Here is a 16,031-nt window from a genome sequence, read left to right on the forward strand (position 1 = left end):
AAGTCTCAGGAGGAGTTAGAATGAAAGTATCTTATCATGGACATTCAGTAGTGAAAATCGAAACAAATGGCAAAACGATCCTGATCGATCCATTCATCAATGGAAATGAACTGACGGATCTCAAAGCAGAAGATGAACAACCGGACGTGATCATCCTGACACACGGCCATAATGACCACGTGGGAGATACGGTTGAACTTGCAAAGAAAAATGACTCTCTCGTGATAGCCAATCACGAACTCGCGACTTACCTCAGTTGGCAGCTGGTCAAAACGCATCCGATGCACGTCGGGGGCGCATATGAGTTTGATTTTGGAAAAGTGAAGTTCACCCAGGCGTTCCACGGTTCAGGGCTCATTACAGACGGAAATGAAATCATCTATATGGGCATGCCGGCCGGCCTTCTGTTGTTCATTGAAGGAAAAACAATCTATCATGCAGGTGATACCGGTTTATTCTCAGATATGAAACTGATTGGGGAGAGGCATCCGATTGACCTGGCATTCCTGCCGATCGGGGATAATTTCACAATGGGGCCGGAGGATGCGGCTGAGGCTGCACGTTTCCTGAAGCCGAAAAAGGTCGTCCCTGTTCATTACAATACCTTCCCGCCAATCAAACAGGACCCTCATAAGTTCGTCGAAATGCTGGATGGCTGTGAGGGACAAGTGATGTCTGCCGGGGACGTAATCGAATACTGATGAATAAGAGAGTGATGTATAGAGGCTGATCCGGCCTGTGCATCGCTCTCTTTTTTAATTTTTAACAATATCCCGTCCTGCTCCTGCATATAAATGAAACAAGCATAGAGAGGAGGATGACTGTGAAAAAACAACGATATATACTTTGCCTGCTGCTGACGGGTGCGCTGTTGTATTATGCAGCTCCGCGATTATCCATCGAAGCCGGCGGACTCGAGGGGATCTTCGCCATCGGGTGGCTCGTACTCGCAACTTTTGTAATAGCCGGTAATCTGGCTGCCCTGCTTTTCAGCCCTGCCAAAGCTTCAAAAAGGGGAAAAGGGAAGATATCGGATTCCCGAAAAAGGAGACTGCGTTCCTTCGGGTAAGCATGACGCATTAACTAAAATGCCGTTAAACCCTTGATAAAATTGAAACCCCAAGCTTTTCACATTATAATGAAACTAAGCAGGACGTAAAAAAGAAGGGTGAAAAGCTTGGCAACCAAACATGAACAAATTCTCGAATACATAGATTCCCTCCCCGTCGGAGAGAAAATATCCGTCCGCCAGATCGCAAAGGCACTGAGTGTCAGTGAAGGAACAGCTTACAGAGCGATCAAGGATGCTGAAATAAAAGGCTATGTCAGTACGATCGAACGTGTCGGAACAATCAGGATCGAACAGAAGAAGAAAGAAAACATCGAAAAACTGACCTATGCCGAAGTCGTGAACATCATTGATGGGCAGGTTCTTGGGGGAAGGACAGGCCTTCATAAGATGCTCAATAAATTCGTCATCGGTGCGATGAAGCTTGAGGCGATGATGCGTTATACCGAAGCTGGAAACCTGCTGATTGTCGGAAACCGGACAAGGGCGCATGAACAGGCTTTGAGAGCCGGGGCAGCCGTCCTGATCACGGGCGGCTTTGACGCTGAAGATGATGTGAAAAAGCTTGCCGATGAGCTAGAACTCCCGATCATATCCACGTCCTATGATACGTTTACGGTTGCGGCCATGATCAACCGGGCAATCTATGATCAGCTGATCAAAAAAGAAGTTGTCCTCGTGGAAGATATTTTGACCAAAGTGGACAATACCGCATATTTACATATTAATGATACACTTGAAGATTGGTATGAAAAAAATCAATATACGTTCCACAGCAGGTTCCCGGTCGTCGATCAAAACCTGAAAGTGCATGGGATGGTGACGTCCAAGGATGTCATGGGGCAGGAAAAACATATCGGTCTCGATAAGATCATGACCAGGCACCCGATTACGGTCAGCAAGAAGACAAGCGTTGCTTCCGCCGCCCACATGATGATTTGGGAAGGCATCGAGGTCCTGCCGGTTGTAAATGAACAGAACAGACTGCAGGGAATCATATCGCGTCAGGACGTCCTGAAGGCGCTGCAAATGATCCAAAGGCAGCCGCAGGTGGGGGAAACGATCGATGACCTGATCAGCAACGGAGTCGAAGCAGGGGAGAAAAAAGGGGACAAGGAAATTTACCACTTTGCCGTCACCCCGCAAATGACGACGGGGCTCGGGACCATGTCATACGGCGTCTTTACGACGCTTATGACAGAAGCTGCAAACCGGGTGTTGAAGCCTTATAAAAAAGGAGATCTTGTTGTAGAGAACATGACCATCTACTTTATCAAGCCGGTCCAGATGGAAAGTATGCTTGAGATCCATCCGAAGGTGCTTGATGTGGGGCGGAAGTTCGGTAAGGTGGATGTTGAAGTATACAGCGAAGGAGTCCTGGTAGGTAAATCGCTCATGATCTGTCAGCTGATTGACCGGCATTAAGACAAACGAAAAGACCGGGATACCCATCCCGGTCTTGCCGACTAAAATCAATTTCCGTTCAGTTCCTTTGCTTCCCGCTCTGCATACGGGAGTACGTGTCTGTAATATTTATATCCTGCCCAGATGCTTCCAAGTCCGATCAGGATGAACAGGGCCCCAACGATATACGTGACCGTACCAGGGAATAAGACAAGCTGATTGACCCCGAATAAAGTAACGAACAAGCCAAGAGCCATGCTTGCTTTTGCAGACAGCCATTTCTTCTCCATCGGCCGGTTGCTTCTGACTTGCTTAATTTTATAGAAAATATAAAAAGCAAATGCTAATGTAATGAAAAAAGCGAGAAAATACATAATTCTTATCCTCCAGTGCTGGCTTTCTCGCTACTATTTTACAGGTAAGAATACAGATTGCCAAATGAAAATTTCGTGAAAAAGGAGATCCTTATGAAAGAACAGATCCTTGATTTAATCAAAGAATATGAAACCATCATCATCCACAGGCATGTACGTCCCGATCCCGATGCCTACGGTTCCCAGGGAGGCCTTGCCGAAATGTTGAAAGCTTCCTTCCCTGATAAAAATATATATGCTGTCGGGCTGGAAGAAGAAACCCTGCATTATCTGAACCGCCTTGATCCGATTGAAGATGAAGTCTTCGAAGGTGCGCTCATCATTGTCTGTGACACTGCCAATGAAGAACGGATCTGTGACAGCCGCTACAAGCTGGGGGAAAAGCTGGTGAAAATCGATCATCATCCAAACGAAGATGCCTATGGCGATCATTTATGGATCGACACGTCTGCCAGTTCCGTCAGTGAAATGATTTATGAATTCTATCAATTCGGAAAGGATAAAGGGCTTGTACTTCCTGATCATGCCGCGCGCCTTCTGTTTGCCGGCATCGTAGGCGATACGGGAAGATTCCTTTACCCGAGCACGACCCAGAAAACGTTCGATATCGCGGGAGAACTGATCCGGTTTGATTTTGACAGGAACGACCTGTTCAATAAGATGTATGAAGTTGATTCGAATGTCTTGAAGCTGCAAGGCTTTGTGCTTCAGAATTTTGAAATGGATGAAGACGGCTGTGCCCAGATGGTCATGTCCAAGGACATTCTCGAGCAGCATGATGTCGTTCCTTCAGAGGCATCCTTATTGGTGAGCTCATTAGGGAATGTGAAGGGGATCAAAGCATGGGTCTTCTTTATCGAAGAGGATGATCAGATCCGTGTCCGCCTCCGTTCAAAGGGTCCTGTCATCAACACCATTGCAAAGAAATACAACGGCGGAGGGCATTCGCTCGCAGCAGGCGCTTCCATCTATTCATGGGAAGAGAAAGAAGATGTACTGCGGGATTTACGTGAGGCTTGCCGGGGTCATTAAGATATGTGTAGTAAAAGCTCCTTATCAACGTAACGAGTTCGGTTTTGAAGTGCAAAATTTGAATTAGCAGTGCTTTTCAGTTGGAATTAGCAGACACTTTAGCAGTGAAATTAGCAAGTGTAAAAGCTCGGAGCAAATTATGCTTCGAGCCTTTTTTATCATCATTCTTTATTAAAGATTAGCACCCTTTTATTGAACAATGAGAGCCGGTACCCTGGCGTTTGAAAATTAGCGGAAGAATTCCGTTTAAATCGAAAAATGCCGCTATTTTACCAGTAATAACCGGAGATTTTCCGCTTATAGTAAAATTTCCGTTAAATATTGTTCCATATTGAGCAGTTAAGCGGAACTTCTACCCTTATTACAGAGTTTTAACCCTCCTCCACCCGCCTTAGACGGAATTTCTCCGCTTATAAATTTACCGCCAAAAGGGGATCATCTAAGCAGTATGCTTCATTGTTGGTTTACTTTAACAAACAAATGGACTTTCCACCTTTTCTATTCTTCATACTCAAGCTCCAATGTGATCTGCGTGGTTGTCCAGAAATAAATCTCACGCACTTTAAAGGTGAACGACTTGTCATTTAACTCCACGGTTTTATTTTCGATGATCTTCTTAATCAAATCACGGGTTCCATAAGCGGTTTCAAGGTCCTTATTGATCAGGCTGCGCAGATCCCCGCTTAGCCTGTCCTCGGTTTCATGGATGCTGAGGAGCTCGACTTTTGTTTTGGTCGGATTGATCAGCTTAATTTTCACTTCCTGGATGGTCAGCTGATTTTCATTTTTTTCATTGAGCTGCTTGTATTCTTCCTGCAGATAGGAGAGGGTGTTTTTATATTTGCTTATCTCATTTTTCTGTTCTTCTATCAATTTGGTCTGATTTTCATGCATGACCCCGAACATATAAATGAAGATGATCCAGCTGACGATGCCCCCCACCACCATACCGGAGAAAAAGCGCTGCCAGGAAGGAAGTTTGTAAAATGGGGGGATCCTCATGATGAAATATGCTCCTGAGTCAGCCATGAAATGATCATGGCACCTGTATTCGCTCCTCCCAAGGCAGATAGAATCAACAGGAACTGTTTGAACAGCTCTTTCGTTTCTCCATTCAGAAATCCTTTCTCAAAGCTGTATACCGTGTCGAACGTTCCCCCGATTGCTGCTATGATTGCCCAGATACGCAAAAAATTTGAAAGGCGCCACATCTCGATGAACAGCGGCTGCCCCATTGCGAAGGAAGCGAGCCCGCCCATCAGGGATCCACCCAATATCACACCGAAAGCAATAAAGAAACTCTTGAATAATTCAGGAAAAAAGGCTTCAGCCATTTCATCATCTCCATATGAGCAATTCTTCTCTTACGATAACTATATGGGTTTCATGGACAGGATATGAGGGAGAACATATTTTCTTTTTTTGCTTTTCTTACCTATAATAAAAGTATATTGAAATGAAAAAGGGTGTGCATAATATGTCGTTTGTTCATTTACAGGTAGCAAGCGCTTATAGTTTACTTTCCAGCACAATCTCCATAAATGGACTTGTACATAAAGCGAAGACGCTCGGATATAGATCCCTGGCGTTGACCGATCGAAATATGATGTATGCTGCCATTCCTTTTTATAAGGCATGTGTGAAGGAAGGGATCAAGCCGATCATCGGTTTGACTGCGGATATCGCTGTCAGCGATGAACAGTCGTTCCCGCTTGTGCTGTTGAGCAGGAATAATAGGGGTTATCAGAATCTATTGAAGATATCGAGCGCGATCGGGGCCAAGTCCCCGGAAGGGATCCCTCATAAGTGGCTCAGTTCCTACAGTGATGGCCTGATTGCGATCACTCCCGGTCTGCAGGGGGAAGTTGAAACCCATTTATTGAATGGGGAAGAAGATAAAGCAAAAGAAGCCATACAACTATACAAAAGGATGTTCGGAGAAGGATCTTTTTATATCAGTCTTCAAAAACACGGCTTGAAGGCAGAAGAAACGCTCCATCCCCTGCTGAAAAATATAGCGCGTGAAAACGGTGTGAATATGGTGGCCGCAAACGATGTCCGGTATTTGGACAAGGAAGATCATTTTGCACATGAATGCATGAATGCAATACGCGATGGTGTCAAGCTGTCGGAAGATGAACGGACTGTCCTTGAGACGGAGGAATACTACTTCAAGTCAAAAGAGCAAATGACAGAACTTTTTCCGGATGAAGTAGAAGAGCTCCAAAACACGTTGAGGATTGCAGAAGAATGCACCGTCGAAATACCGTTCCATCAGCAGCTCCTCCCAAAATACCCGCTCCCCGAAGGTGTGACAGCCCGGCACGAACTCACCAGGCTTTGTGAAATCGGACTGAGTGAAAAGCTTGAAGAGGTTACGGCCGAGTATCTGGAAAGGCTCGATTATGAACTCGATGTCATCGGGAGGATGGGCTTCAGTGATTATTTCCTCATCGTCTGGGACTTTATGAAATTTGCAAGGGAAAGGGACATCCTCACCGGTCCTGGCAGGGGGTCTGCAGCGGGATCGCTCGTTTCTTATGCACTCAGCATCACCGATGTCGATCCGATCAAGCATCATTTATTATTCGAACGTTTCCTTAATCCTGAACGGGTATCGATGCCCGACATCGATATTGATTTTCCGGACCACCGAAGGGATGAAGTGATCGAGTACGTAGAAGCAAAATACGGATCCCTCCATGTCGCCCAGATCATTACATTCGGTACATTTGCAGCAAAGGCAGCCCTGAGGGATACAGGCAGGGTATTCGGGTTGAATATGAAAGAGCAGGAGCAGCTTTCGAAGCTGATACCGAATCAGCCCGGCATAACGCTGAAGGATGCTTATGAGAAATCCAAAGAGCTCCGTGATCTTATCGAAAACCAGGAATTATATAAACGGTTATTCGAAACGGCACTGAAGCTTGAAGGCCTGCCGAGGCACACATCTACACATGCTGCAGGCGTTGTGATCAGCGAAGACCCTTTGGTGCAGTGGATCCCGATTCAAGGGAGTGCATCCGGCATCCATCTGACCCAGTATTCAATGGATATCCTTGAAGAAATCGGCTTATTGAAAATGGATTTCCTCGGTCTCAGGAATCTTAGCATCCTCGAGAGGATCATAAAGAATATAAAGAAGGGAAGGGATAAACGCTTTACTTTGGAACGCATCCCTTCAAATGACAGTAAAACCTTCAAACTCCTCAGTGAAGGGCACACCAACGGAATCTTTCAGCTTGAGTCGGACGGCATGCGCAATGTTTTGACAAGGCTGAAGCCCACTTCCTTCGAGGATATCGTCGCGGTCAACGCCCTGTTCAGGCCGGGCCCGATGGAAAACATCCCGACGTATATCAATCGGAAGCATGGTAAGGAAACGGTGGAATATCCCCATCCGGACTTGAAGCCGATCCTTGAAATGACATACGGCGTCATCGTTTATCAGGAGCAGATCATGCAAATCGCTTCAAAAATGGCCGGCTTTTCACTAGGCGAAGCCGACCTGTTAAGAAGAGCCGTCTCGAAAAAGAAAAAAGACGTTCTCGATCAGGAAAGGGAGCATTTCGTGAAAGGTTCCATTCAAAAAGGCTATTCAACAGAAGAGGCACATCGCATTTATGACCTTATCGTCCGATTTGCAAATTATGGATTCAACCGTTCCCATGCGGTTGCCTATAGTATGATTGCCTATCAGCTGGCATACTTGAAAGCCCATTATCCTGCTTACTTTTTATCTGCCCTCCTTACCCACGTTGTCGGCAATGAAACGAAAATCGCTCAGTATGTAAGAGAAGCGAAACAATACGGCATCGATATTCTGCCACCGTCCGTCAACAGCAGCCAATTTGTTTTCTCTGTGGAGAGGAAAGAGGCGATCAGGTACAGTCTCGGCGCAATTAAAGGGATCGGGGCACAGGTACTGAAAGAAATCATCTCTGTAAGAAAAGACAAGCCATTTGATGATTTGTTCGATTTCTGCATGAGGGTTTCCTCGAAAATCATCAACAGGAAGATATTGGAGAACCTTGTGTTGGCAGGTGCCTTTGATGAATTCAATATAGACCGGGCCACCCTCCTCGCAAGCCTTGATGTTGCGATTCAGCATGCAGAGCTCGTCAACCCGGAGGATGATCATGATCTATTTAAAGAAGAAGAAGCATTCCTGCTTAAACCGAAATATGTTGAAGTAGAGGAAATGAACGCAGAAACGAAATTGAATTTCGAAAAACAAGTCCTGGGACTTTATCTTTCAGATCATCCTGTGACTTCGTACCGTCTGCTTCTGGATGATATGGGAGCCGCATTGATTGTAGATGTCCGGCAGGGTGCGAAAGCGTCAATAGGCGGCTTTATCAGCTCGATCAGGTCAATCCGCACGAAAAAGGGCGAGGTCATGGCGTTCCTTGAAATCAGTGATGAAACAGGAGATATGGAAGCAGTCGTATTTCCTGCGGTCTACCGCCAAATTATGACACTCCTGAAAGAAGGGAATGTGTTATGTTTTGATGGAAAAATAGAGGAACGCAACAATAAGCTGCAGCTTATCATCAACAGAGTGCAAACCATCGAAGAGATAAAGGAACGTTCTGAAACACGGGAGAAGAAACTATTCTTGAGAATTCCTACTGCCGTTGATCAAGATGCCAGCATGAAGGAAATACAGCGCATCATCGCTCGTTACAAGGGGCATCAATCGGTGATTGTCTATATTGAAAAAGACAAGAAAAGTATAAAACTATCTGATTCTTATAGAATAGATGCGTCCCGGGATGCGATTAGTAAATTAGAAGCAGTTTTAGGAAAACCTAATGTCGTTTTGACATAACATACTTTACTTAAACCGGAATTTATATTATTGTTTAATAGAAAAAAGTGGTCTGACCACTGGGGTTTAATATGAGGCAGAATGACATAACCATTGATGAATTGATTAAACATATGAAAACACGGAACTTGAGAAGGAGTGAATGATTTTGTCATTACGCGAAGAAGCATTGCATATGCATCGAGTGAACAAGGGGAAACTGGAATCGAAATCCAAAGTTGAGGTAAGAAATGCAGAAGACTTAAGTCTTGCCTACTCACCAGGAGTGGCAGAACCATGCAAGGTGATATATGACAAGCCGGAAACGGTCTATGATTATACGATGAAGGGGAATATGGTCGCAGTCGTGTCAGACGGGACGGCTGTGCTTGGGCTTGGGAACATCGGTCCTGAAGCTTCACTTCCTGTAATGGAAGGAAAAGCTGTTCTATTTAAGAGTTTCGCAGGCGTCGACGCATTTCCTATCTGTTTGAATACAACGGATGTGGACAAGATCGTTGAAACGGTCAAGCTGCTTGAACCGACATTCGGCGGAGTGAATTTGGAAGATATCGCTGCTCCGAACTGCTTTGAAATAGAAGAACGCCTTAAAAAAGAAACGAACATCCCGATTTTCCATGACGATCAGCACGGGACTGCCATCGTAACGGTAGCCGGGCTTGTAAACGCGCTGAAAATCGTCGGCAAGAAAATGTCTGAAATCAAAGTCGTGGCCAATGGTGCAGGGGCAGCGGGTATTGCCATCATCAAACTGCTTTACCGCTACGGTGTAAGGGATATCATTATGTGTGATTCTAAAGGGGCGATCTTTGAGGGCCGCTCACAAGGAATGAATGCAATCAAAGATGAAGTGGCAAAATTCACGAATCGTGAACGTCTTGAAGGCGGCCTTGGGGACGTATTAAAAGATGCCGACGTCTTCATCGGTGTCTCTGTCGCCGGTGCATTGACCGAAGAAATGGTCTCATCGATGAAAGAGGATCCGATCATCTTTGCGATGGCGAATCCGGTACCTGAAATCATGCCTGAACTGGCTAAATCTGCGGGTGCTAAAGTGATTGGTACAGGCCGTTCAGATTTTCCAAACCAGGTGAACAATGTACTCGCCTTCCCTGGGATTTTCCGCGGAGCTTTGGATGTACGTGCTACACATATCAACGAAAAAATGAAACAAGCCGCGGTAGAAGCGATTGCTGACTTGATCAGTGAAGACGAATTGAATGCGGATTACGTCATCCCGCGTCCATTTGACAAGCGCGTGGCACCTGCTGTCGCAGCCGCAGTGGCAAAGACGGCAATGGAAACGGGAGTTGCCCGATTAAAGGTCGATCCCGAAGAAATCCGTAAAAAGACAGAAGAATTAGCGGTCATCGGGAAAGGTGAATGATGACGAAAGTGAACTCTCTCCATTCCCAATCGAAAGTATATATTGGAATTGTTCACCAACTCAGAGAAATGATATCAAATGACGGCCTCAAGAAGGGGGATAAAATCCCCTCGGAAAGAGAACTTTCAGAGAGATTGAACGTAGGCCGTTCTTCCGTGAGGGAAGCATTGAGAGCCTTGGAACTTTTAGGGCTGATTGAAACCAGAAGGGGAGAAGGGACATTCCTCCGTGATTTCAGGGACCATCATCTGATCGACCTGCTCGGGATGTTCATCCTCCAGGACCAAAAGGCCAAGGAAGATATCAAATGCACAAAAACGATGATTGAAAAAGAAGCCCTTCGTACAATCTTCTGCCAAAAGCTCGATATATCTGCAATCGAGACCCTTGTAAAAGAAGACAACGGGACTCTTACATGGAGGGAGATCGTGGAGGAACTCATTCTCCTGAGCAACAACTATCTTTCCCATCGAATCTGGAACGTCCTGAATGATTACGAGACTTTCATCATCGGTGAAAAAAAGATAACACCTGAGATAAAAGAAAAGCTTTTGAACCTGCTTCAAGGATTAGAAAACCAGGATAAAGAATTGGTGCAGACTGCTTACAGGCAGATTTCGGAAATCAGCGACTGGGAGCTGACAAATTCCAACATCTTTTTATAAGGCTATCAGTTAATCTGATAGACAGGCAGTCTCCACATTCATCTTGCTCACTGAACTTATATATTTCTATCATCTAAAGAATACGAATACAAAAGGCGATTGTAATTAGTTAAGGAGGTTTCACCTTGCTTAAGGATCTTTTCAATAAATCCAATAAACCCAAAAAGAAAAAATATGCAACGATTCCTTCCGAGGCAGCCAAACAGGATGTTCCTGAAGGAATCATGACCAAATGTCCCGATTGTAAAAAAATCATGTATACGAAGGAATTGCAGAAAAATTTAAAAGTATGCATTCATTGCGGATACCATCACGGCATGAGCTCGATGGAGAGGGTGGACAGCTTCATCGATGAAGGGACATTCGAAGAAATCGATGCAGGCCTTGTCTCGGTGAATCCCCTCGGTTTTCCTGAATACCTTGATAAAGTGGAAAAAGACCGGAAAAAGACAGGGCTGAATGAAGCGGTGCTCACGGGAACAGGGAAAGTAAACGGCATCGATATCGTCGTTGCCGTCATGGATTCCAGGTTCCGGATGGGAAGTATGGGATCCGTGGTCGGTGAGAAGATTACGAGAGCGGTCGAAGAAGCCGACAAACGAAAAGTGCCATTCATTATTTTTACGGCATCAGGAGGGGCACGTATGCAGGAAGGTGTGCTTTCCCTTATGCAAATGGCCAAAACAAGCGTCGCCCTTAAACGATTCAGTGATAATGGAGGTCTCTTCATTTCAGTCATGACCCATCCAACAACCGGAGGGGTATCGGCAAGCTTTGCTTCTGTAGGTGATTATAATTTTGCAGAGCCAGGTGCATTGATCGGATTTGCTGGAAGAAGGATCATTGAACAAACCATCCGGGAAGATCTTCCGGAAGATTTCCAGACAGCAGAGTTCCTTCTCAAGCACGGCCAGCTTGATGAAGTCATCTCGAGGATGGAAATGAAGGAGAAGATCGGACTGGTACTAGATATACATCAATGGGACGGTGATCTGCCATGGTAAATGAGATGGAATTTGAAAAGCCTGTAGTTGAATTGAAAAAGAAGATTGCAGAGCTTAAAGAGTTCACTCAGAATTCGGAAGTGGATTTATCAAAGGAAATTGAAAAACTGGAAACGCGGTTGAAGAAGCTCGAAAATGATATCTATGAAAACATGAAGCCGTGGGAAAGGGTCCAGGTTGCACGTCACCCCAACCGCCCGACGACTCTGGATTATATTCGCTGCCTGTTTACAGATTTTATGGAAATGCATGGAGACCGGCTTTACGGTGATGACGATGCAATTGTATCAGGGCTTGCCAAATTCGACGGCGTACCGGTAACTGTAATCGGCCACCAGCGCGGGAAAGACACGAAAGAAAATATCCGCAGAAATTTCGGTATGCCGCACCCTGAAGGCTACCGGAAAGCATTGAGGCTGATGAAGCAGGCTGAAAAGTTCAATCGCCCGATTGTTTGTTTCATCGATACAAAAGGCGCTTATCCAGGTAAAGCAGCCGAAGAACGGGGGCAGAGTGAAGCCATTGCCAGGAATCTGGTTGAAATGGCGGGTCTGACCGTGCCCGTTGTATGCATCGTTATCGGAGAAGGAGGAAGCGGTGGAGCATTGGCCTTGGGTGTGGGAAATCACATTCATATGCTTGAAAACTCCACGTACTCAGTCATTTCTCCGGAAGGAGCTGCAGCCCTGCTATGGAAAGATTCCACTCAGGCAAAGAGAGCTGCGGAATCCATGAAGATCACGGCACCCGACCTTAAAGAGCTCGGAATCATCGATGAGATCATTACCGAAGTGAAGGGCGGGGCACACAAGGATATAGAAGAACAGGCTCACCTCATGAAGGACGTATTGAAACAATCGTTGAAAGAACTCATCCCGATGAGTCATGAAGAATTAATTCAGCATCGCTATGAGAAATTTAAAGCGATCGGTGATTTTTCTGTTTTAAATGATGTTGTTGGGGTAAAATCATAAGGTAACCACTGGACTGACAAATAGGATTCTGCCTTTTGTCAGTCCTTTTATTTGAAGGATGCAGGTGTTTTTGAATTTTTTAACAATTGAAACGCTTTCAGTTAATAGATAATTTCGTCTATTGGTCTTACCGGGGGGAACTTGTTGAGAAGCTTTACTCTTCGTGTTATTTTAGAAATAATCAATGGTCTATTAGTCCATAATAAATGGGTAGAATAGAGAGGATAAAATGCGATTCACTGAAAATATGTGAAACCATTAACAAATTTTCTTTAAACATTTTTACATATAAATATATCTTCATGAGGTGATGAAAGTGAAAAAAATAGGAGTACTGACAAGTGGCGGAGATTCTCCGGGCATGAATGCCGCTGTACGTGCCGTCGTACGTAAAGCTATTTTTCAAGGCGTTGAAGTGTATGGCATCTATCAGGGATACAATGGATTGATCAATGGAAACATCAAGAAGCTGGAACTTGGTTCAGTGGGGGATATCATCCACCGCGGCGGAACGATGCTTTACACCGCCCGCTGTGAGGAATTCAAAACAAAAGAAGGCCAGCAAAAAGGGATTCAGCAGCTTGAAAAACATGGCATCGAAGGCCTTGTCGTAATCGGCGGAGACGGCTCTTATCAAGGAGCCAAAGCGTTGACAGAATGGGGTTATCCATGTGTCGGTGTACCGGGTACGATCGATAATGACATCCCGGGTACGGAATTCACGATCGGTTTTGATACAGCGTTGAACACTGTAATTGATGCGATTGATAAAATCCGTGATACGGCCACTTCCCATGAACGAACATTCATCATTGAAGTGATGGGCCGCAATGCAGGGGATATTGCCCTATGGTCAGGACTTGCAGGCGGAGCAGAGACCGTTATCATTCCAGAAGAAAAGTTTGACATGGATGATATCGTCAGCCGATTGACAAAGGGTCAGGAACGCGGTAAGAAACACAGTGTCATCATCGTTGCTGAAGGCGTCATGTCCGGAAACGAATTTGCGAACCGTTTTACTGAAGCAACAGGAATGGATACCAGGGTTTCTGTGCTTGGACATATTCAGCGCGGGGGAACCCCGACAGCTTCAGACCGTGTACTGGCGAGCCGTCTGGGTGCGCGTGCCGTCGAACTGTTAATGGCTGGAAAAGGCGGAAGAGCAGTTGGAATCGAAAAGAATGAACTCGTCGATTATGATATCATTGAAGCACTAGCCAAGCCTCACAAGATCGACTTGGATATGTACCGCCTATCAAAAGAGCTGTCAATATAATAATCGCTGAACATTCAGGAGGTAAAGATAATGAGAAAAGCAAAAATTGTATGTACCATTGGCCCAGCCAGTGAAAGTATCGAAAAGTTATCTCAACTGATCGATGCCGGGATGAATGTCGCCCGCCTAAACTTCTCCCATGGGGATCATGAGGAGCATGGCCAGCGTATCAAGAACATCCGTGAAGCAGCAGCAAAAGCAGGTAAGACTGTCGGGATCCTGTTAGATACAAAAGGCCCTGAAATCCGTACGAATAATATGGAGAATGATGGATTTGAACTTCAGCAGGGAGCATCCGTGATTGTGTCCATGAAAGAGGTTTTAGGTACGCCTGAGAAATTCTCCGTTACATACAAAGGATTGATCGACGACGTAGATACAGGATCAAAAATCCTTTTGGATGACGGACTCATCGGACTCGAAGTAACTGAAATCGATAAAGCAAATGGAGAAATCCATACAGTCGTTTCAAACAGCGGAATGCTGAAAAATAAAAAAGGTGTGAACGTACCAGGCGTTTCCGTTAACCTGCCTGGGATCACGGATAAAGATGCGAAGGATATCATTTTCGGTATCCAGCAGGATGTTGATTTCATTGCTGCTTCATTCGTACGCCGTGCGTCTGATGTACTGGAAATCCGTCAGTTATTGGAGGAGCATCATGCACCTCATATTCAAATCATCCCTAAGATTGAAAACCAAGAGGGTGTAGACAATATCGATGAAATCCTTGAAGTATCCGACGGCCTGATGGTTGCACGTGGTGATCTTGGAGTGGAAATCCCGGCAGAAGAAGTGCCGCTTGTCCAAAAGCAGCTGATCAAGAAATGCAACTCACAAGGGAAGCCAGTCATCACGGCTACTCAAATGCTTGATTCAATGCAGAGAAACCCAAGACCAACGAGAGCGGAAGCAAGTGACGTGGCAAACGCGATCTTTGACGGAACGGATGCCATCATGCTTTCAGGTGAAACGGCTGCAGGTACTTATCCAGTGGAAGCTGTTCAAACCATGCACAATATTGCTTTTAAAGCGGAAACCGCACTGGACTTCAACGAGATCCTTTCAGCCCGCAGCAAAGAAAGTGATCATAATATGACCGATGCAATCGGACAATCAGTGGCGCACACGGCCATCAACCTGGATGTCAACGCAATCGTGGCACCTACAGAAAGCGGTCATACAGCACGCATGATTTCTAAATACCGCCCGAAAGCCCCGATCGTAGCTGTCACAGGCTCTGAATCTGTTTCAAGAAGATTGGCACTGGTATGGGGAGTATACCCTACTGTCGGACGCAGAGTATCCACGACAGATGAGATGCTTGATATGGCGGTCGAAGAAAGCGTGAATTCCGGCATGACAAAACACGGCGACCTGATTGTCATCACTGCCGGTGTTCCAATTGGTGAAACAGGCACAACCAACCTGATGAAAATCCATGTAGTAGGGGATATCCTCGCCAAAGGACAGGGAATCGGACGTAAATCTGCTTACGGTAAAGCAGTCGTCGCTTCAAACGCCCAGGAAGCAGTGGAAAAGGTCGAACAGGGTTCAGTCCTTGTGACCATCGGAACTGACAAAGAGATGATGCCTGCCCTGGAGAAGTGCTCTGCACTGATCGTCGAGGAAGGCGGCTTGACAAGCCACGCAGCAGTAGTGGGGATCAACCTCGGAATTCCTGTAGTGGTCGGTGTGGATAATGCCACATCCCTGTTCAGAGATGGTCAGGAAGTAACAGTCGATGCAACACGCGGCGTGATTTATAATGGTCATGCTAGTGTATTATAATCATTAAAATACATGCTGGAGTCCCTTTAAGGGGCTCCGGTTTTTTTATTTCCTGGCGGTGAAGGGACTTTGATTCCCTTCACCGTCACATACTCAATCACCAACCCGGAGTGGATTTTATCTGTTCTCACTTATCAGATGCCCATCTTCCGATAAAAAAGCTGATTTCGCTCGGAAACGACTAAATTCTTTATTTTCTCAAGTAGATTCACCCTCTCTCCGGC

At 45.6% G+C, this 16,031-nt stretch carries 14 protein-coding genes; 11 read left to right on the forward strand and 3 right to left on the reverse strand.

The genetic code is table 11. The annotated features are described in order from the left end of the window. Nucleotides 1-20: 20 nt before the first annotated feature. The 3 genes from ACKA06_RS12085 to ACKA06_RS12095 all read left to right on the forward strand — a co-directional run bounded on the left by ACKA06_RS12085 (nucleotide 21) and on the right by ACKA06_RS12095 (nucleotide 2,494). On the forward strand, nucleotides 21-701 hold the full coding sequence (locus tag ACKA06_RS12085; protein WP_032087352.1) for a metal-dependent hydrolase: 681 nt from the start codon (nucleotides 21-23) through the stop codon (nucleotides 699-701). Between the two features lie 116 nt (nucleotides 702-817). Beyond that, nucleotides 818-1,069 carry a hypothetical protein gene (locus ACKA06_RS12090; RefSeq protein WP_052011494.1) on the forward strand — a complete coding sequence of 84 codons (252 nt, stop codon included), beginning with the start codon at nucleotides 818-820 and terminating at the stop codon, nucleotides 1,067-1,069. A gap of 108 nt (nucleotides 1,070-1,177) precedes the next feature. Further along, on the forward strand, nucleotides 1,178-2,494 hold the full coding sequence (locus tag ACKA06_RS12095) for a CBS domain-containing protein (protein WP_032087354.1): 1,317 nt from the start codon (nucleotides 1,178-1,180) through the stop codon (nucleotides 2,492-2,494). A 47-nt stretch (nucleotides 2,495-2,541) separates the two neighbouring features. Here ACKA06_RS12095 and ACKA06_RS12100 read toward each other — a convergent pair whose 3' ends face one another. After that, entirely contained in the window at nucleotides 2,542-2,847 is a 306-nt protein-coding gene (locus tag ACKA06_RS12100; protein ID WP_032087355.1) for a YtpI family protein, read from the reverse strand. Between the two features lie 93 nt (nucleotides 2,848-2,940). On the opposite strand from ACKA06_RS12100, the gene ACKA06_RS12105 reads away from it, so the two are divergent. Further along, nucleotides 2,941-3,879, forward strand: a complete 939-nt coding sequence (locus ACKA06_RS12105; protein WP_411159759.1) for a DHH family phosphoesterase — start codon at nucleotides 2,941-2,943, stop codon at nucleotides 3,877-3,879. A 498-nt stretch (nucleotides 3,880-4,377) separates the two neighbouring features. Here ACKA06_RS12105 and ytrI read toward each other — a convergent pair whose 3' ends face one another. Then, a complete protein-coding gene (gene ytrI, locus ACKA06_RS12110; RefSeq protein ID WP_411159760.1) occupies nucleotides 4,378-4,881 on the reverse strand; it encodes a sporulation membrane protein YtrI in 504 nt (167 codons plus the stop codon). Further along, a complete protein-coding gene (locus ACKA06_RS12115) occupies nucleotides 4,878-5,213 on the reverse strand; it encodes a YtrH family sporulation protein (RefSeq protein WP_032087358.1) in 336 nt (111 codons plus the stop codon). The genes ytrI and ACKA06_RS12115 overlap by 4 nt, the downstream gene beginning before the upstream one ends. Nucleotides 5,214-5,356: 143 nt before the next feature. Between ACKA06_RS12115 and dnaE the strand changes: the two genes are divergently transcribed. The 7 genes from dnaE to pyk all read left to right on the forward strand — a co-directional run bounded on the left by dnaE (nucleotide 5,357) and on the right by pyk (nucleotide 15,807). Then, nucleotides 5,357-8,710, forward strand: coding sequence for a DNA polymerase III subunit alpha (gene dnaE / locus ACKA06_RS12120; RefSeq protein ID WP_411159761.1), 3,354 nt, complete (start codon nucleotides 5,357-5,359; stop codon nucleotides 8,708-8,710). Between the two features lie 148 nt (nucleotides 8,711-8,858). Then, the gene (locus ACKA06_RS12125) at nucleotides 8,859-10,097 is read left to right on the forward strand and encodes an NAD(P)-dependent malic enzyme (protein ID WP_032087360.1); all 1,239 of its coding nucleotides are present in this window, start codon (nucleotides 8,859-8,861) and stop codon (nucleotides 10,095-10,097) included. Next, nucleotides 10,097-10,762: a FadR/GntR family transcriptional regulator gene (locus ACKA06_RS12130; protein ID WP_052011495.1), complete on the forward strand. Its 666-nt coding sequence runs from the start codon at nucleotides 10,097-10,099 to the stop codon at nucleotides 10,760-10,762. The genes ACKA06_RS12125 and ACKA06_RS12130 overlap by 1 nt, the downstream gene beginning before the upstream one ends. Before the next feature lie 125 nt (nucleotides 10,763-10,887). After that, nucleotides 10,888-11,766 (forward strand): acetyl-CoA carboxylase, carboxyltransferase subunit beta, encoded by an 879-nt coding sequence (gene accD, locus ACKA06_RS12135; RefSeq protein WP_032087361.1) that lies wholly within the window; start codon nucleotides 10,888-10,890, stop codon nucleotides 11,764-11,766. Beyond that, a complete protein-coding gene (gene accA / locus ACKA06_RS12140; protein ID WP_058297954.1) occupies nucleotides 11,760-12,740 on the forward strand; it encodes an acetyl-CoA carboxylase carboxyl transferase subunit alpha in 981 nt (326 codons plus the stop codon). Before accD ends, accA begins: the two co-directional genes overlap by 7 nt. Nucleotides 12,741-13,056: 316 nt before the next feature. Further along, nucleotides 13,057-14,016, forward strand: coding sequence for a 6-phosphofructokinase (gene pfkA, locus ACKA06_RS12145; protein ID WP_032087363.1), 960 nt, complete (start codon nucleotides 13,057-13,059; stop codon nucleotides 14,014-14,016). 30 nt (nucleotides 14,017-14,046) lie between these two features. After that, nucleotides 14,047-15,807, forward strand: coding sequence for a pyruvate kinase (gene pyk / locus ACKA06_RS12150; protein ID WP_411159762.1), 1,761 nt, complete (start codon nucleotides 14,047-14,049; stop codon nucleotides 15,805-15,807). Nucleotides 15,808-16,031: the final 224 nt, after the last annotated feature.

Source organism: Rossellomorea oryzaecorticis, from assembly GCF_045897515.1.
Classification (GTDB): domain Bacteria; phylum Bacillota; class Bacilli; order Bacillales; family Bacillaceae_B; genus Rossellomorea; species Rossellomorea enclensis.

Excerpts from the sequence above, each read along its gene's own strand:
- ACKA06_RS12085 (WP_032087352.1), top strand. The coding sequence starts at position 21 with ATGAAAGTATCTTATCATGGACATTCAGTAGTGAAAATCGAAACAAAT.
- ACKA06_RS12090 (WP_052011494.1), top strand. The coding sequence starts at position 818 with ATGACTGTGAAAAAACAACGATATATACTTTGCCTGCTGCTGACGGGT.
- ACKA06_RS12100 (WP_032087355.1), bottom strand. The coding sequence starts at position 2,847 with ATGTATTTTCTCGCTTTTTTCATTACATTAGCATTTGCTTTTTATATT.
- ACKA06_RS12105 (WP_411159759.1), top strand. The coding sequence starts at position 2,941 with ATGAAAGAACAGATCCTTGATTTAATCAAAGAATATGAAACCATCATC.
- ytrI (WP_411159760.1), bottom strand. The coding sequence starts at position 4,881 with ATGAGGATCCCCCCATTTTACAAACTTCCTTCCTGGCAGCGCTTTTTC.
- ACKA06_RS12115 (WP_032087358.1), bottom strand. The coding sequence starts at position 5,213 with ATGGCTGAAGCCTTTTTTCCTGAATTATTCAAGAGTTTCTTTATTGCT.
- dnaE (WP_411159761.1), top strand. The coding sequence starts at position 5,357 with ATGTCGTTTGTTCATTTACAGGTAGCAAGCGCTTATAGTTTACTTTCC.
- ACKA06_RS12130 (WP_052011495.1), top strand. The coding sequence starts at position 10,097 with ATGACGAAAGTGAACTCTCTCCATTCCCAATCGAAAGTATATATTGGA.
- accA (WP_058297954.1), top strand. The coding sequence starts at position 11,760 with ATGGTAAATGAGATGGAATTTGAAAAGCCTGTAGTTGAATTGAAAAAG.
- pyk (WP_411159762.1), top strand. The coding sequence starts at position 14,047 with ATGAGAAAAGCAAAAATTGTATGTACCATTGGCCCAGCCAGTGAAAGT.